Origin of the sequence: Planococcus sp. APC 3900 (genome assembly GCF_030407735.1) — a bacterium.
In the GTDB taxonomy this organism is placed as follows: domain Bacteria; phylum Bacillota; class Bacilli; order Bacillales_A; family Planococcaceae; genus Planococcus; species Planococcus notacanthi.
Map to the genome: position 1 here is coordinate 522,274 of NZ_JASDCT010000002.1, position 21,924 is coordinate 544,197.

At 45.2% G+C, this 21,924-nt stretch carries 18 protein-coding genes; all 18 read left to right on the forward strand.

Going from position 1 to position 21,924, the window contains the following annotated elements:
* Positions 1-90 precede the first annotated feature (90 nt).
* Positions 91-882, forward strand: coding sequence for an undecaprenyl pyrophosphate synthase (locus QMA04_RS06575; protein ID WP_191714125.1), 792 nt, complete (start codon positions 91-93; stop codon positions 880-882).
* The gene (locus tag QMA04_RS06580; protein ID WP_191714126.1) at positions 879-1,670 is read left to right on the forward strand and encodes a phosphatidate cytidylyltransferase; all 792 of its coding nucleotides are present in this window, start codon (positions 879-881) and stop codon (positions 1,668-1,670) included. The genes QMA04_RS06575 and QMA04_RS06580 overlap by 4 nt, the downstream gene beginning before the upstream one ends.
* 16 nt (positions 1,671-1,686) lie before the next feature.
* Positions 1,687-2,832, forward strand: a complete 1,146-nt coding sequence (dxr, locus tag QMA04_RS06585; protein ID WP_290184630.1) for a 1-deoxy-D-xylulose-5-phosphate reductoisomerase — start codon at positions 1,687-1,689, stop codon at positions 2,830-2,832.
* A 42-nt stretch (positions 2,833-2,874) separates the two neighbouring features.
* Positions 2,875-4,134 carry an RIP metalloprotease RseP gene (rseP, locus tag QMA04_RS06590; RefSeq protein WP_191714128.1) on the forward strand — a complete coding sequence of 420 codons (1,260 nt, stop codon included), beginning with the start codon at positions 2,875-2,877 and terminating at the stop codon, positions 4,132-4,134.
* A gap of 99 nt (positions 4,135-4,233) precedes the next feature.
* Positions 4,234-5,937, forward strand: coding sequence for a proline--tRNA ligase (locus QMA04_RS06595; protein WP_290184631.1), 1,704 nt, complete (start codon positions 4,234-4,236; stop codon positions 5,935-5,937).
* Between the two features lie 373 nt (positions 5,938-6,310).
* Complete coding sequence (locus QMA04_RS06600; protein ID WP_290184633.1) at positions 6,311-10,618, forward strand: PolC-type DNA polymerase III; 4,308 nt, start codon at positions 6,311-6,313, stop codon at positions 10,616-10,618.
* A 125-nt stretch (positions 10,619-10,743) separates the two neighbouring features.
* Positions 10,744-11,229 carry a ribosome maturation factor RimP gene (gene rimP / locus QMA04_RS06605; protein WP_191714131.1) on the forward strand — a complete coding sequence of 162 codons (486 nt, stop codon included), beginning with the start codon at positions 10,744-10,746 and terminating at the stop codon, positions 11,227-11,229.
* Positions 11,230-11,249: 20 nt separating this feature from the next.
* Positions 11,250-12,377: a transcription termination factor NusA gene (gene nusA, locus QMA04_RS06610; RefSeq protein WP_191714132.1), complete on the forward strand. Its 1,128-nt coding sequence runs from the start codon at positions 11,250-11,252 to the stop codon at positions 12,375-12,377.
* A gap of 20 nt (positions 12,378-12,397) precedes the next feature.
* On the forward strand, positions 12,398-12,676 hold the full coding sequence (gene rnpM, locus QMA04_RS06615) for an RNase P modulator RnpM (RefSeq protein ID WP_191714133.1): 279 nt from the start codon (positions 12,398-12,400) through the stop codon (positions 12,674-12,676).
* Entirely contained in the window at positions 12,676-13,020 is a 345-nt protein-coding gene (locus tag QMA04_RS06620) for a YlxQ family RNA-binding protein (RefSeq protein WP_191714134.1), read from the forward strand. Before rnpM ends, QMA04_RS06620 begins: the two co-directional genes overlap by 1 nt.
* On the forward strand, positions 12,998-15,355 hold the full coding sequence (gene infB / locus QMA04_RS06625; protein WP_191714135.1) for a translation initiation factor IF-2: 2,358 nt from the start codon (positions 12,998-13,000) through the stop codon (positions 15,353-15,355). Before QMA04_RS06620 ends, infB begins: the two co-directional genes overlap by 23 nt.
* On the forward strand, positions 15,352-15,630 hold the full coding sequence (locus tag QMA04_RS06630; protein ID WP_290184638.1) for a DUF503 domain-containing protein: 279 nt from the start codon (positions 15,352-15,354) through the stop codon (positions 15,628-15,630). Before infB ends, QMA04_RS06630 begins: the two co-directional genes overlap by 4 nt.
* An 18-nt stretch (positions 15,631-15,648) precedes the next feature.
* Positions 15,649-15,999, forward strand: coding sequence for a 30S ribosome-binding factor RbfA (rbfA, locus tag QMA04_RS06635; RefSeq protein WP_191714137.1), 351 nt, complete (start codon positions 15,649-15,651; stop codon positions 15,997-15,999).
* Between the two features lie 64 nt (positions 16,000-16,063).
* Complete coding sequence (gene truB / locus QMA04_RS06640; RefSeq protein ID WP_290184640.1) at positions 16,064-16,993, forward strand: tRNA pseudouridine(55) synthase TruB; 930 nt, start codon at positions 16,064-16,066, stop codon at positions 16,991-16,993.
* A 1-nt stretch (position 16,994) separates the two neighbouring features.
* The gene (gene ribF / locus QMA04_RS06645) at positions 16,995-17,945 is read left to right on the forward strand and encodes a riboflavin biosynthesis protein RibF (RefSeq protein ID WP_191714138.1); all 951 of its coding nucleotides are present in this window, start codon (positions 16,995-16,997) and stop codon (positions 17,943-17,945) included.
* 135 nt (positions 17,946-18,080) lie between these two features.
* Positions 18,081-18,350: a 30S ribosomal protein S15 gene (gene rpsO, locus QMA04_RS06650; protein WP_142826542.1), complete on the forward strand. Its 270-nt coding sequence runs from the start codon at positions 18,081-18,083 to the stop codon at positions 18,348-18,350.
* A 149-nt stretch (positions 18,351-18,499) separates the two neighbouring features.
* A complete protein-coding gene (gene pnp, locus QMA04_RS06655) occupies positions 18,500-20,617 on the forward strand; it encodes a polyribonucleotide nucleotidyltransferase (RefSeq protein WP_191714139.1) in 2,118 nt (705 codons plus the stop codon).
* A gap of 59 nt (positions 20,618-20,676) precedes the next feature.
* A complete protein-coding gene (locus tag QMA04_RS06660; RefSeq protein WP_290184643.1) occupies positions 20,677-21,903 on the forward strand; it encodes a M16 family metallopeptidase in 1,227 nt (408 codons plus the stop codon).
* Positions 21,904-21,924 lie beyond the last annotated feature (21 nt).

The following is a 21,924-nucleotide window of genomic DNA, read 5'->3' on the forward strand; positions in this document are numbered from 1 at the left end:
ATGCTGTATTGGGAAAGAAGCGCACAATGCCGTTTTTTTTGATATGATAAGCAATAGACATGCCGATTTGTAATAGGTGGAGGACTAACTATGTTTAATAAACTACTAAAGCGAAATACTGATTTGGTCTTGGAAAGTGGAGATCGCTCAGTTTTGATTTCGAATGAAGCCGTTCCGGCCCATATAGCAATTATTATGGACGGTAATGGACGCTGGGCAAAAAAACGTTCGTTGCCAAGAGTCGCTGGACATCACGAAGGAATGAAGACGGTCCGAAAAGTGACCAAACTGGCCAATGAACTTGGGGTTGGCGTATTGACCTTATATGCATTTTCCACTGAAAACTGGAAACGCCCAAAAATCGAAGTGGATTTTTTGATGCGTTTGCCTGAAGAGTTTTTGACAACCTTCCTTCCAGAACTCATTGAAGAAAATGTTCGTGTGGAAATGATGGGGTATCATCATAATTTGCCTTTGCATACATTGAGAGCCATCAAAAAGGCAAAAGAGGCGACCAAGGAAAATACGGGGCTTGTTTTGAACTTTGCTTTGAACTACGGCAGCCGCGCAGAAATAGTCGATGCCGTCAAAGACATTGCTGCACAGGTTGCTGCGGGAACGTTGGATGTCAGTGATATCAACGAAGACCTTATTTCGGGGGGCTTAATGACAAAAGGGCTGCCTGAGCCGGATTTATTGATCCGCACAAGTGGTGAAGTTCGTTTAAGCAATTTTATGCTTTGGCAATTAGCCTATACCGAGTTTTGGTTCACGGAAACTTTATGGCCCGATTTTAATGAAGATTCCTTACTGGAAGCGATTGAGAATTACCAAAAACGCAATCGCCGGTACGGAGGGTTGAAAGGAGACGAAGTGAAATGAAACAGCGTATTATAACAGGGGCTATTGCGGCTGCGCTTTTTATCCCTTTTGTCATTTATGGAGGAGTGCCATTTATCCTCTTGGTCTATTTGCTGGGGACAATCGCATTGCAAGAGCTTTTGAAAATGAAAGGCCGGAGTTTATGGAGTATTCCCGGCCTTATTTCTTTGTTGGCGCTATACGCGTTTATGCTGCCCGATCAATGGGCAGACAATGTACTTGAATGGACAGGCTATGAAAAAGTCGAATTTGCCTTTTTAGCTGTTATTCTTTTATTGATACATACGGTTATTGTGAAAAACAGCTTCACCTTTGATGATGCGGCTTTCGCTATTATGGGTACTTTATATGTCGGCATCGGGTTCTTTTATTTTATTGAGACACGTGAAGCCAGTTTAAGCTTTTTGATTTTTGCATTGTTGGTTGTATGGTTCACAGATTCAGGTGCTTATTTTACAGGCCGAAAAATCGGCAAGCGGAAGCTATGGCCGGAAATTTCCCCAAACAAAACAATAGAAGGTTTTGTGGGTGGCATCATCTGGGCGATTGGAATTGCTTTGATCTTCAATTATTTTATTCCTTTAAACCATTCAATCTTCCTGATTATCATTGTGACGATCATCGCCTCGATTTTTGGGCAAATGGGTGATTTGGTGGAATCTGCATTAAAACGCCACTTCAATGTGAAGGATTCAGGTTCGATTTTGCCGGGGCACGGCGGAATTCTGGATCGTTTTGACAGTATTTTATTTGTAATGCCTTTGCTTCATTTTTTACATTTCATCTAAGAGAGGAAATTGCTGAATGGTTAAGAAAATTACGTTGCTGGGTGCTACGGGTTCAATTGGTGTACAGACAGCTGACATCATCCGTGAACATCCACATGAATTTAAATTGGTCGGTTTTTCTGCCGGAAAAAATATGGACGTCACACGTAACCTGATTGCTGAATTCAAACCTGAAATCGTCTGTGTGCAGCGGAAAGAAGACGCTAAGGATTTAGCGGCTGAATATCCGGCTGTGGCAATCGTATCAGGCGCTGAAGGGCTTATCGACATTGCTGTTTATGAGGCTGACATTTTGGTTAATGCAGTTCTTGGCAGTGTGGGACTGGAACCGACCCTTGAAGCCATCAAACTTGGACGAACCATTGCGATTGCCAATAAAGAAACCTTGGTGACAGCAGGACATCTTGTGATGGAAAGCGCCAAACAATTCGGTGCGGCCATCCTGCCTGTTGACAGTGAGCACTCAGCTTTATTCCAAGCCTTGAATGGAGAAAAGAAAGACCAGGCAAGCCGTTTGATTCTAACGGCTTCAGGCGGCAGTTTCCGTGACTTGACGCGTGAACAGTTGAAAAACGTCACCGTCCAAGATGCGTTAAACCATCCGAATTGGTCAATGGGATCGAAAATCACCATTGATTCAGCCACTATGGTCAATAAAGGGCTTGAAGTGATCGAAGCACACATTTTGTTTGATTTCGCATATGCGGATATAGATGTGGTGCTTCACCGCGAAAGCATCATCCATTCCATGGTCGAGTTCCAGGACACCAGTGTTATGGCACAGCTCGGCACACCCGATATGCGTGTCCCGATTCAATATGCCTTATCGTATCCTGACCGCCTTCCACGTGAGCAGGCGAAACGGTTGAATTTGGCTGAAATCGGAAAACTGAATTTCCAAGAGATGGACTACACGCGGTTTCGGGCATTGCAGCTGGCATTTGATGCCGGTGTTGCAGGAGGCACGATGACCACTGTCCTCAATGCCGCAAACGAACAGGCTGTTGCGCTATTCCTGAATGAGGAAATTAAATTCCTTGAGATTGAGGAAATGATCGAGCGGGCGATGGATCAGCACGAAGTTATTGCAACACCTGACTTGGAAACGATCTTGCATGTCGATGCTGAAACGAGAAAATCTGTAAAAAACATGCTAAAATAGCTAAAGATCAAAACCGAATAACTTTATAAGGATGGGTTCAAAATGGAGACAGTTATCTCGTTTATAATAATTTTCGGTGCTTTAGTGTTTTTCCATGAATTTGGCCATTTCCTGTTTGCCAAACGCTCCGGCATTTTAGTGCGCGAATTTGCAATCGGAATGGGCCCGAAAATTTTAGGCATCACCAAAGGGGAAACGCTTTATACACTGCGTTTATTGCCGATTGGTGGATATGTACGCATGGCCGGGGAAGATATGGATACCATTCATCTTCAAGCAGGCCATCGCATCGGCGTTCTGTTGAACAAAGAAGGCCAGGCTAAAAAGATCATCATGAACCAAAAGCATGTTTATCCGGAGATCTTGTTTCTTGAAGTAGAAGAAGCGGACCTGGAAAAAGAATTGTGGATCAAAGGATATGATGAAGAGGAAAAGCTGATCCGCATCGAAGTGGCACGAGATGCAGTTGTAGAGGAAAATGGCAGAGAAACCATTTTGGCTCCTTACGACCGTCAGTTTGATTCGAAGTCAGTCGGAAAACGGTTTATGACGATTTTCGCAGGTCCGTTATTCAACTTCATCCTGGCGTTTCTGATTTTCACGGCGCTTGGCATGATGCAAGGAATTCCTACCTTTGAACCTGTCATTACCGAAGTGACAGAAGACAGTCCGGCAGCAGAAGCCGGGATGCAAAACGGCGATTTGGTGACTGAAATTGAAGGGAATCCGATTGGCACTTGGGATGAACTGGTTGAATCAGTTCAGAACAATGCCGGCAATGCTCTTGAGTTCGAAGTTGAACGTAACGGAGAGCCATTGAATTTCACCATCACTCCTGAGGTATCCGAACAATCGCCTGAAGAAATCGGCGTAATCGGCGTACTGTATCAAAGTCCTGTCGAAAAAGACTTTTTTGGATCTTTTGTGTACGGTGCTGAACAAACCGTCTTCTGGTTCAAAGAGATCTTCCGTTTGCTAGGAATGCTTGTAACCGGCCAATTTACGATTGATGCTTTATCAGGTCCGGTTGGAATTTACAAGACGACTGAAGAAGTAGCCAAATACGGTTTCTTCACATTGATGAGCTGGGCAGGTATGCTCAGCATCAACTTGGGAATCATGAACCTGCTTCCGCTTCCGGCATTGGACGGCGGACGTCTCATGTTCTTCATTCTTGAAGCGGTGCGCGGCAAGCCGGTTGATCGGCAAAAAGAAGGAATGGTTCATTTTGTCGGGATCATGCTTCTCATGCTGTTGATGATCGTCGTCACGTGGAACGATATCCAAAAATATTTCTTTTAATAATTGATTGAGCATTACCGGACAGGCGATTATTATTGCCTGTCCTCAACTTTTAATCCCTTTATAAAAATTCTATAGTCAGTTGAGGTGTATTCTGGAATGAAACAAACAGCAACTTTTATCCCAACATTACGTGAAACTCCAGCCGATGCCGAAGTAAAATCGCATCAGCTTTTATTGCGCGCGGGCTTTATCCGCCAAAACACAAGCGGCATTTACTCATTCCTGCCGCTCGGCAAACGTGTACTGCAAAAAGTGGAAACCGTTATCCGAGAAGAAATGGAAGCCGCTAACAGTGTTGAAATCTTTATGCCAGCACTTCAGCAAGCTGAATTGTGGCAGGAATCAGGGCGTTGGTATTCTTACGGTGACGAATTAATGCGTTTGAAGGACCGGAATGATCGTGAATTCGCTCTAGGTGCGACACACGAAGAAGTCATCACTAGCTTGTTGCGGGATGAAATCAAATCCTATAAGAAGCTGCCTTTAAATCTGTTCCAAATACAGTCAAAGTTCAGAGACGAAAAACGTCCGCGTTTCGGATTATTGCGTGGCCGTGAATTCCTGATGAAAGATGCTTATTCGTTCCATGCTACTCCTGAAAGCCTGGATGAAACTTATGACGTCATGATGCAGGCTTACACCAATATCTTCACACGCCTGGGACTTGATTTCCGTGCTGTAATTGCGGATTCAGGTGCTATCGGAGGAAAAGATAACCACGAATTCATGGTGCTGTCGGAAATCGGTGAAGATACGATTGCGTATTCCGATAGTTCTTCTTATGCAGCGAACATCGAAATGGCAGCAGTCAATGTTTCATATCCGGTTTCAGACGAAACACCAGGAGAAATGGAAAAAGTGGCAACGCCAGGCAAGAATACCATTGCTGAGGTAGCAGAATTCATGGGGACGACTGCTGAAAAATGCATCAAAACCCTGGTTTTTAAAGCGGATGACGAATTGGTAATCGTTTTGGCGAGAGGCGATCATGATATTAATGACGTCAAAGTCAAACATGCAACAGGTGCTAAAGTTGTTGAGATGGCAACACCTGAAGAAGTACAGCAATTACTGGCGTGTGACATCGGCTCTCTTGGACCGATTAATCTTCCTGCTGAAGTCCGCTTGTTTGCTGATCACGCGGTGGAAAACATGGTCAATGGTGTAACTGGCGCGAACGAAAGCGGCCATCACTACAAAAATGTTACGCCCGGAAAAGACTTTACGGGCGCTGCTTACCACGACCTTCGTTTTATCCAGGAAGGGGATGCATCGCCGGACGGCCAAGGCACAATTCAATTTGCCAAAGGCATTGAAGTCGGCCATATCTTTAAATTGGGGACGACATACAGCATTCCGCTTAAAGGCACATTCCTGAACGATCAAGGAAAAGCGATGCCTTATATCATGGGATGCTATGGAATCGGCGTATCACGTGTGATGGCTGCCGTTGCTGAACAATTCCAGGACGACAATGGCTTTACATGGCCGGACATCGTTGCTCCTTACGAAGTTCATCTCGTACCTGTAAACGTCAAGGATGATATACAGCGCGAACTCGGTGAAGAGTTGTATTCCCTATTGAAATCAAATCGCTACGAAGTGCTGCTTGATGACCGCAAAGAACGGGCAGGCGTGAAATTCACAGACGCTGACCTGATTGGGTTGCCGGTTCGCATCACCATCGGTAAAAAAGCGGCTGAAGGAATTCTGGAAGTCAAAATACGTCGGACAGGTGAAACATTCGAATGGACACGTGACGAATTGCTTGATCAATTGCAGCAGTTTTTTAAAAAATAACAGCAAAATCTGATATGATGAAAGGAAAGTACAAATTGTACTTTCCTTTCTTTTTCTGCTTGTTCGAGAAAATTGTAAATGTGAGTTTGCACTTTTTTAAGGTGAACGAAAGAAATGGTTTTAGCAAAATAGTTAAATGTGTAAAGTGTAAAGAAATCGTTGCGGGAAAGCAGATCAGTGATACAGCTCTCATTTTGTATCAGAGCTATCTCAGCTGTGCAGATGCTAAAGCTTGGGGTTTAGTGGAACTGGATGGCGAAAAATCCATACCAGCAAATGTTTAGTATGTTCAAATGTTAAATTGCCCTAATCCAACGCCGCCAGACAAAATGCACGTACGCTTTCTTAAATCACTACTACGAAGGGGATAATTATGACAAACCAGCAAGATCCTAAGATGCGGTTTAAAATGCTGCTTCAGCATCTCGACTTAACGGACGATGTACATATGCCCTTTTTCGAAGAGGCTGAACTGACACGGATGACTGTCCATAAAAAAGAACGATCGTGGAAATTCCTTGTAAAAGTAAAGAATATCCTGCCGATCGATTTGTACCTATTACTTAAAGAACGACTATATAGCACATTTTCTCCAATTGCTTCGGTTCAATTGAACATCGAATCTGCACAAGAGACAGCACAGGAAAACCTCGTCTTATCCTACTGGAGATACGCGGTTGAAGAATTGGCTGACATGGCGCCGCCGCTGCGTGAACGATTGCTGTCACAGGCGCCGGTTTGGAACGGCAACAAGCTTCTGCTGCAATGCAATCATGAACACGAAATGATGGCATTAAAGTCAAAATACAGCGATAAACTGGCTGGGGTATACCGCCAGTTTGGATTCCCGCATGTCTCCATCGATTTTCAGCTGTCGAACGAAGACCAGGAAGCGGCGCATGCGGCTTTCATGGCAGAACGTCTGCGTGAAGAAGAGGAGATGGCGAATAAAGCCTTGTCCGATATGAAAAAGCGGGAGACGAACCGAAAAGAGAACGGTACGCCTTCTGGGCCTTTCCAGATGGGTACGGCTATCAAACCGGATGAAAATATTGTGGAAATCCAATCGATTGTTGATGAGGAACGTCGAGTGACCATTGAAGGCTACGTCTTTGATGCAGAAGTCAGAGAACTTCGGAGCGGCCGTTCATTATTGACCGTCAAGATTACAGACTATACCGATTCGATTCTTGTGAAGATGTTCTCACGTGACAAAGAAGATGCTGAATTGATGGCCAATGCTAAAAAAGGCATGTGGTTAAGAGCTCGCGGTTCGATTCAGACGGATACCTTTGTGCGGGATCTGGTGATGATGGCACAGGATATGGTTGAGATCAAACCGGTTCTTCGCCAAGATACAGCTGAAGAAAAACGCGTCGAGTTGCATCTGCACACACCGATGAGCCAAATGGACGCCGTTTCGTCTGTTGAATCATTGGTCAGCCAAGCTGCCAGATGGGGCCATCCGGCGATTGCCATTACGGATCATGCCGGCGTACAGTCATTCCCGGATGCATATGCAGCCAGCAAAAAACATGGCATTAAAGCGATTTTTGGCTTGGAAGCGAATTTAGTGGATGACGGTGTACCGATCGCTTATGAAGAGCGCCATGCTTTATTGGAAGATGAAACGTTCGTTGTGTTTGACTTAGAGACCACGGGCTTGTCCGCTGTTTACGATACCATCATTGAATTAGCTGCTGTTAAAATCAAAGGCGGCCAGATCATCGATAAATTCGAGAGCTTTGCGAATCCTCATCATGAGCTTTCATCGACAACGATTGATTTGACTGGCATCACCGATGATATGGTCAAAAACGCACCGGAAGTGGAAGAAGTGATCCGCAAATACCACGAATGGGCAGGCGACCACATCATGGTTGCCCATAACGCTTCATTCGACATGGGCTTCCTGTATGTCTGCTATAAGAAATACGGTATTGAAACAAAGCATGCCACGATCGATACACTGGAATTGGCGCGTATGCTTCATCCAGAACTGAAAAACCACCGATTGAACACGTTGGCCAAAAAGTTCGGAATCGAGCTGACACAGCATCACCGGGCCATTTACGATACGGAAGCGACATCTTATTTATTGACGCATCTCTTAAAAGAAGCAGATCAAAAAGGCATTCTTTATCATGACCAATTAAACGATTATGTGGGCAGCGGAGACGCTTATAAACGTTCACGGCCGACCCATTGCACACTGTTGGCGCAGAACAATGAGGGGCTGAAAAATCTCTTCAAACTGGTGTCTGCATCTCACATCGATTATTTCTACCGGGTGCCTCGCATTCCGCGTTCATTGCTCCAACGACATCGGAAAGGCCTGCTGGTCGGTTCCGGTTGTGACAAAGGCGAAGTTTTCGAAGCGGTCATGCAAAAATCAATGGAAGAAGTTGAACAGACTGCGCAATTCTACGATTATCTGGAAGTTCATCCAAAAGAGGTTTATTCCCATTTGATTGAGCGGGAAATGATCCGCGATGAATGGAACTTGGAAGACATTATCCGGAAATTGGTGAAAATCAGCCGTAAGTTGGAAATACCTTTGGTTGCGACGGGCAATGTCCATTACTTGGATGAGACAGATGCCATTTTCAGACAGGTACTTATCGGATCCCAAGGCGGGGCGAATCCGTTGAATCGCCACAAGCTGCCGAAAGTGCATTTTAGAACAACCAACGAAATGCTCGATGCATTTGATTTCCTCGGTGCTGAAACAGCCCATGAACTGGTTGTGGAAAACTCGGTTAAAATCTCCGAGATGATCGATGTTGTCAAACCAATTAAAGATGAATTGTATACACCGAAAATTGAAGGCGCTGATGAAGAGGTTCGGGAATTGAGTTACAACATGGCCCGACAAATTTACGGAGATACTTTGCCTGAAATCGTGGAAGCGCGGATTGAGAAAGAATTGAAATCCATCATTGGACATGGTTTTGCGGTCATCTATCTGATCTCCCATAAGCTGGTTAAAAAATCATTGGATGACGGTTATTTGGTTGGTTCCCGTGGATCGGTCGGTTCTTCGCTTGTAGCGACGCTGACTGAAATAACGGAAGTCAATCCGTTGCCGCCGCATTATATTTGCCGGAAATGCAAGAAATCGGAGTTTTTTGATGACGGTTCTGTCAGCTCAGGATTCGATTTAAAAGACAAGAATTGTCCGGATTGTGATGTTCCTTATCAAAAAGAAGGACAGGATATTCCGTTCGAAACGTTCTTAGGATTTAAAGGGGATAAAGTTCCCGATATCGATTTGAACTTCAGTGGAGAATACCAGGCAGTTGCCCATAACTATACGAAGGAACTGTTTGGAGAAGACAATGTTTTCCGTGCAGGCACCATCGGCACAGTAGCGGAAAAGACGGCTTATGGCTATGTCCGCGGCTACGCGAACGATCGAGACATGACATTGCGCGGGGCGGAAATCGACCGGCTTGTACAAGGATGTTCGGGCGTTAAGCGCAGTACTGGACAGCATCCGGGGGGGATCATCGTTGTTCCGGACTATATGGACATCTATGATTTCTCGCCAATCCAATTCCCGGCAGATGCGCAGGATTCAGAATGGAAGACTACACATTTTGACTTCCACTCTATCCACGATAATCTATTGAAGCTCGATATACTTGGTCACGATGATCCGACAGTGATCCGCATGCTCCAGGATTTGTCCGGCATCGATCCGAAGACCATCCCAACTGACGATCCGGAAGTCATGAAAATCTTCGCCGGACCTGAATCACTCGGTGTGACGAAAGAGCAGATTGGCTGTAAAACAGGCACGCTCGGCATTCCTGAATTCGGTACGCGTTTTGTGCGCCAGATGTTGGAAGAAACAAAACCGAACACATTCTCGGAACTTGTCCAGATTTCCGGATTGTCCCACGGGACGGATGTATGGTTGAGCAATGCGCAGGAATTGATCCAAAATGGAACCTGCCAGCTGTCCGACGTAATCGGCTGCCGTGATGACATCATGGTATATTTGATTTACCAGGGACTTGAATCTTCCTTGGCATTTAAAATCATGGAGTCTGTCCGTAAAGGTAAAGGATTGACGCCAGAATTTGAAGAAGCCATGAAAAAAGAAGGCGTGCCGAACTGGTACATCGAGTCCTGCAAAAAAATCAAGTACATGTTCCCGAAAGCGCACGCCGCTGCCTATGTTTTGATGGCTGTCCGCATCGCCTACTTTAAAGTGCATTTCCCTGTTCTTTACTATGCGGCTTATTTTACAGTGCGCGCAGAAGATTTTGATGTCAACGCTATGGCCAAAGGATCACATTCGATTCGTGCTGTGATTGATGAAATCAACAGCAAAGGCCTGGAAGCATCGACAAAAGAGAAGAACTTGCTGACGGTTATGGAATTGACGCTGGAAATGGTGGAGCGGGGCTACAGCTTCCAAAAGGTTGATTTATACAAATCATCTGCTGATCAGTTCATCATAGATGGCAACAGCCTGATTCCGCCATTCAATGCCATTCCTGGATTAGGGACCAACGCCGCAAAATCCATCGTGGCTGCACGCGAACATGGGGAATTCCTATCCAAGGAAGACCTTCAGCAACGTGGCCGCGTTTCAAAAACGATCATCGAGTACATGGATGATCATGGCTGTTTAGAAGGGATGCCTGAAGCCAACCAACTGTCTCTCTTCTAGCCAGTTGCACCACAGCGCGATTTGTGGTATTATTGTAGTAACATTTACTGATAGCTCTGTCGCAGAAGAGTGGGTTCTCCCGCTCTTTTCTGTTTGTTATGGCATAAAATTGGCGGGAGGCATGTATGAGCAAAATTACAGAACAAATCGAGAAGATAGCACAACCCATCACCAGTGAACTAGCCCTGGAACTTGTAGATGTGGAATTCCTTAAGGAAGGCCGCAACTGGTTTTTACGAGTGTATGTGGACAATCCGGAAGCACCGATTGATATTGATCAATGTGCTTTAGTAAGTGAAAAGCTCAGTGAGATTTTGGATCAACTCGATCCGATTGAACAAAATTATTTCCTGGAAGTTTCATCTCCGGGTGCAGAACGTCCGTTGAAGAAGGAAAAAGATTTCGAGAAAGCTATCGGTAAATTTATTTACATCAAAACTTATGAGCCGGTTGAAGATGCAAAAGAGTTTGAAGGCTATTTAAAGTCCTATGACGATGAACAAGTGGAAATTGAAATTAAAATCAAAACACGCAGAAAAATAATCAACATTCCGAAAGATAAGATTGCGATAATCCGTTTGGCCATTGATTTTTCTGTTAAACCTGATTGAAGAACCTGGGAGTGAATAAAATGAGCAGTGAGTTATTGGATGCTTTTGAAGTACTAGAGAAACAAAAAGGGATTTCCCGTGAAGTCCTGATTGAGGCAATTGAAGCTGCATTGGTAACGGCATACAAACGGAATTTCAACCAGGCACAAAATGTCCGTGTGGATTTGAACTTGGACACCGGCACGATGCTGGTCTATTCCCGCAAGGATGTTGTAGAAGAAGTGGAAGACGAACGTCTTCACATTTCATTGGAAGATGCTAAAGTCATCAACCCTGCTTACGAGCTTGGAGATGTGGTGGAAGAAGAAGTGACGCCGCGTAATTTCGGACGTATTGCTGCACAGACAGCGAAACAAGTTGTAACTCAACGTGTTCGTGAAGCTGAGCGCGGCCTAATCTTCGAAGAGTTTGTTGATCGTGCTGACGATATCGTCAACGGCATCGTTGAACGCATGGACGCACGCAACTTGTACGTAGGACTTGGCAAAGTTGAAGCAGTGCTTCCACAGACTGAGCAAATGCCGAATGAGCATTACAAGCCTCATGACCGCATCAAAGTGTATATCACAAAAGTGGAGCGCACAACTCGCGGGCCACAGGTATTTGTGTCGCGCACCCATCCGGGATTGCTTCGCCGTCTGTTTGAAAACGAAGTGCCTGAAATTTATGACGGCATCGTTGAAATCAAGTCGATTGCACGCGAAGCAGGAGACCGTTCTAAAATTTCCGTATTCGCACACCGCGATGACATTGATCCAGTAGGGTCATGCGTCGGATCTAAAGGCGGACGTGTCCAAACGATCGTCAATGAGTTGAGTGGAGAAAAAATCGATATTGTTGAATGGTCTGAAGAGCCGGTAGTCTTTGTAGCCAATGCACTTAGCCCATCCAAAGTATTGGATGTGCAAGTCAATGAAGAAGCAAAATCAACGACGGTTGTTGTTCCTGACTATCAATTATCTCTTGCGATCGGCAAACGTGGGCAAAATGCCCGTTTGGCAGCAAAATTGACTGGATGGAAAATTGACATTAAAAGCGAGACTGACGCTCGGGAAATGGGCATCTACCCGAACCCGAATGCTGATATCGAATTAGTGGAATCCGGTGAAGAACTGGACGATTTTGATTTTTACGAAGAAAAAGAATAATGTAGAAAAGGTGATGTCCGTTGGCTCTGCAAAAGAAAATTCCATTACGGAAGTGTGTAGCTACAGGCGAGATGCATCCTAAAAAGGAAATGATCCGCGTTGTCCGTTCAAAAGAAGGCGAAGTAGCCGTCGATTTGACTGGCAAAAAATCAGGACGCGGCGCATACCTTTCGAAATCGGAAGATGCCATCGCGACTGCCCGCAAAAAGAAAGTGCTGGACAAGCAATTGGAAGTCAAGATTCCAGACGAAATCTATGATGAGTTAATTCGCGTCGTTCTCAGAGAGCAGTTGAAATAATGACGAAACAAAAAATTCTTCAATTACTTGGATTGGCTACACGTGCAAGAATGACCATTTCCGGTGAAGAAATGACCGTGAACGAAGTTCGAAAAGGAAAAGCGAAATTAGTAATAATTTCAGAAGACGCTTCGGACAATACCAAAAAGAAATTGCAGGACAAATGCAAATCATTTGGAGTGGATCTGCATGTTTTAGGATCGCGGTTCGATTTGGGACATGCGATAGGCAAAGAAGAGCGGGTAGTGATTGCAATCACCGATAAAGGTTTTGCAAAAAAAATAACCAGCTTATTCGAAGAAATTAATCGGGGGCGAGCAGATGACCAAAATTCGAGTACATGAATACGCTAAGAAGGTAGACAAGCCAAGCAAAGAAATCATCAATGAATTGTCTAAACACAATATTAACGTGCAAAACCATATGGCTACATTAGAAGACAATGCTGTTTCGAAATTAGACAGCATCTACAAAAATGCGTCTGCAGGACAGCGTCCAGCAGCACAATCGCGTCCATCAGGACAAAGCCAATCCCGTCCGTCACAAGGCGGCCAGTCCCGTCCATCAGGACAAGGGCAATCACGTCCATCACAAGGCGGCCAGTCCCGTCCATCAGGACAAGGGCAATCGCGTCCATCACAAGGCGGCCAGTCCCGTCCATCAGGGCAAAGCCAATCCCGTCCGGCAGCAGCTCCAAGCCAAGGGCAATCCCGTTCGCAAGGAAACGGCCAGCGTCCGACTACACCAGCAAAAACTGGTTCGAACTTCACACCAAAAGCAGCTAAACCGACGGCAGGCCCAGGCCAACGTTCTTCAGGACGTCCAGGAGGCGGAAACCGCAATGGCTTCCAAAACCGCAACCGTAAAGGGAAGCAGCAGCAACCGGTAAATCCGTTGCCGCCAATGCCTAAAAAAGAGAAAGAATTGCCGGCTAAAATTACATTCAGCGAGTCATTGACTGTAGCTGAGCTGGCGAAAAAATTAGGGCGCGAGCCTTCTGAAATCATCAAAAAATTATTCATGCTTGGTGTAATGGCTACCATTAACCAAGAGTTGGATAAAGATGCAATTGAATTGATCTGTGCTGAATATGAGGTTGAAGTGGAAGAAGAGATTCTTGTTGATAAAACAGATCTTGAAGTTTACTTTGAACCTGAAGACGAAAGCCTGAACGAAGAACGTCCACCGGTTGTGACAATCATGGGGCACGTTGACCATGGTAAAACAACATTGCTTGATTCAATTCGCCACACGAAAGTGACGGCAGGAGAAGCCGGCGGAATTACGCAGCATATCGGTGCTTACCAAGTTGTAGACAACGGCAAAAAGATCACATTCCTTGATACTCCTGGACACGCAGCATTTACAACCATGCGGGCACGCGGAGCGAAAGTGACAGACCTTGCCATTATTGTTGTTGCAGCAGACGACGGCGTTATGCCACAAACAGTTGAAGCCATCAATCATGCTAAAGCTGCAGAAGTTCCGATCATCATCGCAGTCAACAAAATGGATAAGCCAAGCGCAAATCCAGACCGTGTTATGCAAGAACTGACTGAGCATGGCTTAGTTCCTGAAGCATGGGGCGGAGACACGATTTTCGTACCGATTTCCGCATTGACTGGAGACGGCATTGATTCGTTGCTTGAAATGATCTTGCTTGTTTCTGAAGTAGGGGAATTGAAAGCTAACCCGGCACGCCGTGCAATTGGAACGGTTATTGAAGCAGAGCTTGATAAAGGCCGTGGTTCAGTAGCTACACTTCTAGTACAGGACGGTACGTTAAATGTTGGAGATCCGATCGTTGTCGGCAACACATTTGGACGCGTCCGTGCAATGGTTTCGGATGTAGGCCGTCGCGTAAAAGAAGCGGGCCCATCAACTCCAGTTGAAATCACTGGGTTGAATGATGTACCACAAGCAGGAGATCGTTTTGTTGTCTTTGAAGATGAAAAAACAGCTCGTCAAGTGGGCGAAACACGTGCAACATCTGCGCTTCAAGTTCAGCGTTCAGAAAAAACACGCGTAACACTTGATAACTTGTTTGATCAGTTGAAACAAGGCGAAATGAAAGAATTGAACCTGATCGTCAAAGCAGACGTTCAAGGAGCAGTTGAAGCTATGGCAGCATCACTTCTTAAAATCGATGTAGAAGGCGTCAACGTGAAAATCATCCACACAGGCGCTGGTGCGATTACAGAATCTGATATCTCATTGGCAGCTGCATCAAATGCCATCGTTATCGGCTTTAACGTTCGTCCGGATGCAAACGCGAAACGCGCTGCTGAAGCAGAAGGCGTAGATATCCGTTTGCACCGCATCATCTATAAAGTGATCGAAGAAATTGAATTCGCAATGAAAGGGTTGCTTGACCCGGAATTCGAAGAAAAAATCATCGGCCAAGCTGAAATCCGCAGCACATTCAAAGTATCTAAAGTCGGAACGATTGCCGGAAGCTATGTAACCGAAGGCAAAATTACACGTGACAGCGGCGTTCGCGTCATCCGTGAAGGCATCGTAGTATTCGAAGGTGAAATTGACACATTGAAACGTTTCAAAGACGATGCAAAAGAAGTGGCTAAAGGCTATGAATGCGGTATTACAATCAAAAACTTCAACGATGTGAAGGAAATGGATATCATTGAAGCGTATATTATGGAAGAAATCGTACGCAAATGATCCTGTACATGGAATGCGAATTTTTCATTCCAACGGCACATTCGTTAAAAGATAAGCGGGCAGTCGTGAAAAGCATGCTGACCCGCAGCAGACAAAAATTCAACGTTTCCGCAGCGGAAATTGACCACCAAAATGTTTGGCAGCGGACCCGCATCGCTTTTGTTATCGTCTCTTCCTCAAAAGAAATGGCTAATAAGGAAATGGCGCAGGTTCTCTACTACTTGGAAAGCAACCCCGCTTGGGAATGTTTGGAGATTGAGAAAGAATATTTGTAAGAACGAGGTGGATTAGCAATGACAATGCGCGCGAATCGTGTAGCCGAGCAGATGAAAAAAGAGCTCAGCGATATCATCAGCCGAAAACTGAAAGATCCACGTATCGGATTTGTCACTGTAACAGATGTTGAAGTTACAGGAGATCTCCAGCAGGCAACTGTATATATCAGCGTGTTAGGTGAAGACCATGCAAAAGAACAGACATTGCTTGGGTTAACGAAGTCGAAAGGATTTATCCGCACCGAAATCGGACAGCGGATCCGTCTTCGCAAAACTCCTGAATTGTCTTTTGAAATCGATTCATCGGTTGCTTACGGCAATCGAATCGATACATTACTGCGTGATATTCAAGAACCAAAAGAAGATTAAAAAAAGCCTGCTGTCTATTTCAGATAGCAGGCTTTTTTTGCATCAAGCAAAGGAGTTAAGGCATATGGCGCTGAACGGAATTCTACCATTGTGGAAAGAAAAAGGGATGACCTCCCATGATTGTGTCTTTAAGTTAAGGAAGATCCTGCAAACGAAAAAAGTCGGACATACTGGGACTTTGGATCCTGAAGTGGATGGCGTACTGCCTATCTGCATCGGCAATACGACCAAAGTGGCAGAATATATCACCGACCAAGGAAAGACTTATGAAGCGGAAGTGACCATCGGCTATTCGACTGAAACAGAAGATGCAACAGGCGAAACGGTGGATACGGACCTTTCAGAGAAGCTCATTACCCGCCAGCAAATTGCTGAAGTCTTTTTGCAGCTTACCGGAAATATTAAACAGATTCCCCCAATGTATTCAGCCGTCAAAGTGAACGGCAAAAAGCTATATGAATATGCACGCCAAGGAATCGCCGTTGAACGGCCTGAGCGGACAGTCCGCATCGATTCGATTGAGTTATTGGATGATGATCTTCAATGGACTGGCCAGCAAATCAAATTCAATATCCGTATCCGCTGCGGCAAAGGAACTTATATCCGGACTTTGGCTGTGCAAATCGGAGAAGCATTAGGCTTTCCTGCGCATATGTCCCGGCTGACCCGGACAGAATCCGGTAAATTCGCCAAAAAAGATTGCGTAACACTTGCCGAAGTGGCTGAACTTGCTCAAAATGGAGTTATCGGCGACATTTTGAAACCGCTCAGCTATGGTCTAGAGGTGTTTCCATTCATGGAAATCGAACCGAAACAGATATTTGCTGTAAAAAACGGGCAAGTACTGGCGCGTCATGCCATACTTGATCAAATGGGATTTGTAGTTTTGACCTATCAGGGACAACCTGTGGCACTCTATAAAAACCATCCTGAAAAAGCGGATAAGATGAAGCCTGAAAAAATGTTCGGTTTTCCGACAGCGGACGAGGTGTAGTATGGAAATTATTCATTTAAGTTATCCGATTCACGTTAAACCCGATAGTGAGACGGGACCATTGTCCTTGGCCCTCGGCTTTTTCGACGGTGTACATAAAGGACATCAGCGCGTGATAGGCGACGCCATCAAACAAGCTGAAAGCAAAGGCATTAAATCAGCGGTTATGACGTTCGATCCACATCCTTCATTGGTTTTGGGCGGCAGAAAAGAAGAAGTCTTTTATATTACGCCTATGCAGCAGAAGATGGAAATCCTTGAAGGAATGGGCGTCGATTATTGCTTTATCGTGCGCTTTACTTCAGAGTTTGCCAAATTGACGCCGCAACAGTTTATCGAGATATTCATTAAGGAACTGAATGTCAGCCATGTCACAGCCGGGTTCGATTTTTCGTTCGGCAGCAAAGGCAAAGGCGATATGACCTTGATGAAAGAGCTGGGAGACGGGCAGTACGGCGTCACTGTCATAGAAAAACAGGAAGATGGCAATGAAAAAATCAGTTCGACACGCATCCGTGAGCTATTGAAAAACGGTGCAGTCGAGCAGGTTTGCCATTTGTTGGGCCGGCCATTCCGTGTTTTAGGAACCGTGGTCAATGGTGATAAACGGGGACGCACCATCGGATTTCCGACGGCCAATATAGAGCCGGAACTGGGTGCTGTCGTGCCAAGCCGCGGCGTTTATGCGGTGAAAATTCAAGTGCAGGGGCAGACTTACAATGGTGTCTGCAATATTGGCTTCAAGCCGACGTTTAATAATCCCGATGTGAAAAAGCAAGTCATCGAAGTGCATATTCTTGATTTTGACAAATCGATCTACGGGGAAATGGTGGAAGTCGAATGGCATGAACGGATCCGGGATGAGCAGAAGTTCTCCGGCATTGATGAGTTGAAAGCGCAAATTCAGCGAGACAAGATGACGGCTGAGCAGTTTTTCGCTGGCATTAATTAATCAGTGTGGTTGATTTCGGAAATGGCTTATGCTATTATTTATGAGTACTGAATGTACAAACCGTTGCTTGGCAAATCGAATCACCAACGTTTGCTCGGTAATTGGGGATATCAGAAATTAGGAGGTGGAAACAGTATGGCAATCACACAAGAACGTAAAAATGAATTGATCAATGAATACAAAGTGCATGACACTGATACTGGGTCTGCAGAAATTCAAATCGCCATTCTTACAGAAGACATCAACAACTTGAATGAGCACTTACGTACTCACAAAAAAGATCATCACTCACGTCGTGGTCTATTCAAAATGGTTGGACGCCGTCGTAACTTGCTAAAATACTTACGTGAAAACGAAGTTGCTCGCTACCGCGAGTTAATCGCAAGACTTGGCCTACGCCGTTAATAGCAAAAAGTAAAAGCGGGATTCGTCCCGCTTTTTCTTTATGGATAAAACTTTAAATTATCGCATCGCATACCGGATGCTTTTTTGATACACTACTATTGGATACATATAGTATAGAGAAACAAGGTAAGAGAGAGGAGCTCGATATTATGGGGCAAACAAAAAAAGTCTACACACTTGATTGGGCTGGCCGCGAATTACAGGTTGAGGTCGGCCAATTGGCAAAACAAGCAAACGGAGCAGCATTGATCCGTTATGGTGATACAGCAGTTCTTTCAACTGCAACCGCTTCAAAAACTCCGAAACCTTTGGATTTCTTCCCATTGACGGTCAACTACGAAGAGCGTCTTTACGCTGTCGGTAAAATCCCAGGCGGATTCATCAAACGTGAAGGACGCCCTTCTGAAAAAGCGACTTTGACAAGCCGTTTGATCGATCGCCCAATCCGCCCGTTATTCCCGGATGGTTTCCGCAACGAAGTTCAAGTCATCTCCATGGTTATGTCTGTAGATCAGGATTGTCCATCAGAAATGGCTGCAATGTTCGGTTCTTCTCTGGCCTTGATGATATCGGATATTCCTTTCGGCGGTCCGATCGCTGGAGTAATCGTCGGTTTGATCGACGGACAATTTATCATCAATCCGACAAACGATCAGCTTGAGCAAAGCTCGATCAACTTGACGGTTGCCGGTACTAAAGAAGCCATCAACATGGTGGAAGCCGGAGCGAAAGAAGTTTCTGAAGAAGTGATTTTGGAAGCCATCATGTTCGGGCACGAAGAAATCAAGAAATTGATTGCCTTCCAAGAACAGATTGCTGCAGAAGTCGGCAAAGAAAAAACGGCAATCCAGCTTTACGAATTGGATGCAGAATTGACGGCGACGCTTAAAGAAGCAGTAGAAGCTGAATTGAATGCAGCTGTCCAAATCAATGAAAAACAAGCACGCAATGAAGCGATTGACGAAGTCAAAGCCCGTGCAATGGCGGCATACGAAGAATCGGATGACGCTGTGAAAAAACAGGCTGGCCAGATCCTTGATAAAATGGTCAAAGACGAAGTACGCCGCTTGATCACAGATGAAAAAATCCGTCCGGACGGCCGTGGACCTTCTGAAATCCGTCCATTGTCATCAGAAGTCGGCATTCTTAACCGCACACACGGTTCAGGCTTGTTCACTCGCGGTCAAACGCAGGCGATGAGCATCTGTACGCTAGGCGCTTTAGGTGATGTTCAAATCATCGACGGCCTTGGCATCGAAGACACAAAACGTTTTATGCACCATTACAACTTCCCGTTGTTCTCAGTAGGTGAAACCGGATTCCTTCGTGGGCCTGGACGCCGCGAAATCGGACACGGAGCACTTGGTGAGCGCGCTCTTGAAGCAGTCATTCCAAATGAGAAAGATTTCCCTTACACGATCCGTCTTGTTGCAGAAGTATTGGAATCTAACGGTTCGACTTCACAGGCGAGTATCTGTGCTTCCACACTTGCGATGATGGATGCCGGTGTTCCGTTGACAGCTCCAGTTGCAGGTATTGCGATGGGCCTTGTCAAAAAAGGCGAAAACTACACAGTACTTTCTGATATCCAAGGCATGGAAGATCACCTTGGCGATATGGACTTTAAAGTAGCCGGTACTGCAAAAGGCATTACCGCTCTTCAAATGGACATCAAGATTGATGGCCTGTCACGTGAAATCTTGGAAGAAGCGTTGACGCAAGCTCAAATCGGACGTATCCACATCCTTGAATCGATGCTGGCGACGATTGCTGAACCAAGAACGACACTTTCCAAGTATGCACCGAAAATCATCATGGTGAAGATCAATCCTGACAAGATCCGTGATGTTATCGGACCTGGCGGAAAAGTGATCAACAAAATCATCGATGAAACAGGCGTTAAGATCGATACGGAGCAAGACGGTACGATCTTCATTTCTTCAGTAGACGAAGAAATGAATGCGAAAGCGAAAGCGATGATCGAAAATATCGTGCGTGAAGCGAAAGTCGGCGAATATTACGAAGGCAAAGTCAAACGCATTGAAAAGTTCGGCGCATTCGTTGAATTGTTCCCGGGCAAAGACGGACTCCTTCACATTTCGGAAATCCAGGAAGAACGGACGAAAGAAGTGGAAGATGTTCTGAAGATGGACCAGATCGTCCAAGTCAAAGTAATTGAAATTGACCGCCAAGGACGTGTAAACTTATCACGTAAGGTTGTTTTGAAAGAACAAAAAGAAGCAGCTGAAAAACAAAACCAAGAATAATCATCTATTCAAATTGCCGACTTTGTCGGCAATTTTTTACTATGAGGAGGAACATGCACATGGTGACTACACAGACTTGCAAAAATGGATTGCGCATTGTTTCCGAACACATTCCCCATTTTCATTCCGTAGCAGTTGGGGTTTTTGTCAATAACGGTTCACGGGATGAGTTGCCGGAAGAAAACGGCATTACGCATTTTATTGAACACATGCTGTTCAAAGGAACGGATTCGCGCACTGCGAAAGAAATCGCCCGGGAATTCGACCGCATCGGCGGCGATATCAATGCCTATACATCAAAAGAATATACCTGTTACTACGCAAAGGTTTTGGACCATCATGCGGAACATGCTGTAACGGTACTCGCGGATATGCTGTTCAATTCGCAGATGGATCCGGTGGAATTCGACAAGGAACGCCAAGTCATCCTTGAAGAAATCAGCATGACTGAAGACATGCCGGACGACGATGTGCATGAGCAATTATGGCGCGTCATGTATCCGCAGAACTCGATCGGCGCACCGATTCTTGGTACCGCTGAAACCTTGGCAAGCTTTACGCCTGAGAAAATCCGCGACTATATGGATCGCCATTATACACCTGCAAATACGGTCGTTTCGGTGGCAGGCAACATCACTCCAGCTTTACTGGAAAAGATTGAAGCGTTATTCGGCTCATTCGAGAAAAAAGAAAGTCCGAAAAAGTACGAACTTCCTGTTTTCACATCCGGCTATTCACTGAAAAATAAAGAAACGGAACAAGGGCATCTATGCCTTGGCTTTCCCGGCCTGTCTTTAAATGATCCGGATATCTACAGCTTCACTGTTCTGAACAACATCATCGGCGGATCCATGTCTTCAAGGCTGTTCCAGGAAATTCGTGAGCAACGTGGATTGGCCTACTCGATTTTCTCCTATCATTCTGCTTATTCCGATCATGGAACATTGGCGATCTACGGTGGAACATCAGATGAACAAATGGCTGAAATGCAGCAAGTCATTATGATCTTGTTAAAGGAATTGAAAAATGGCGGTATTACGGAAGAGGAAGTGACCGACTCCAAAGAACAGCTGAAAGGCAGTTTGATGCTGGGTCTTGAAAGCACAAGTGCGCGTATGAGCCGCAACGGCCGTCACGAACTATTGCTGGGCAAACACCAGACTTACGATGAAGTGCTTTCTCAAATCGACCAGGTAACATTAGAAAAAGTTTATTCCTTATTGGAGATCCTGGTGGAATCGCCAGCGGTTTCCATCATACGTCCGAAAGAAGCTTCCTTAGTATAAAGGGAGCTTTTTTGCTGTTTT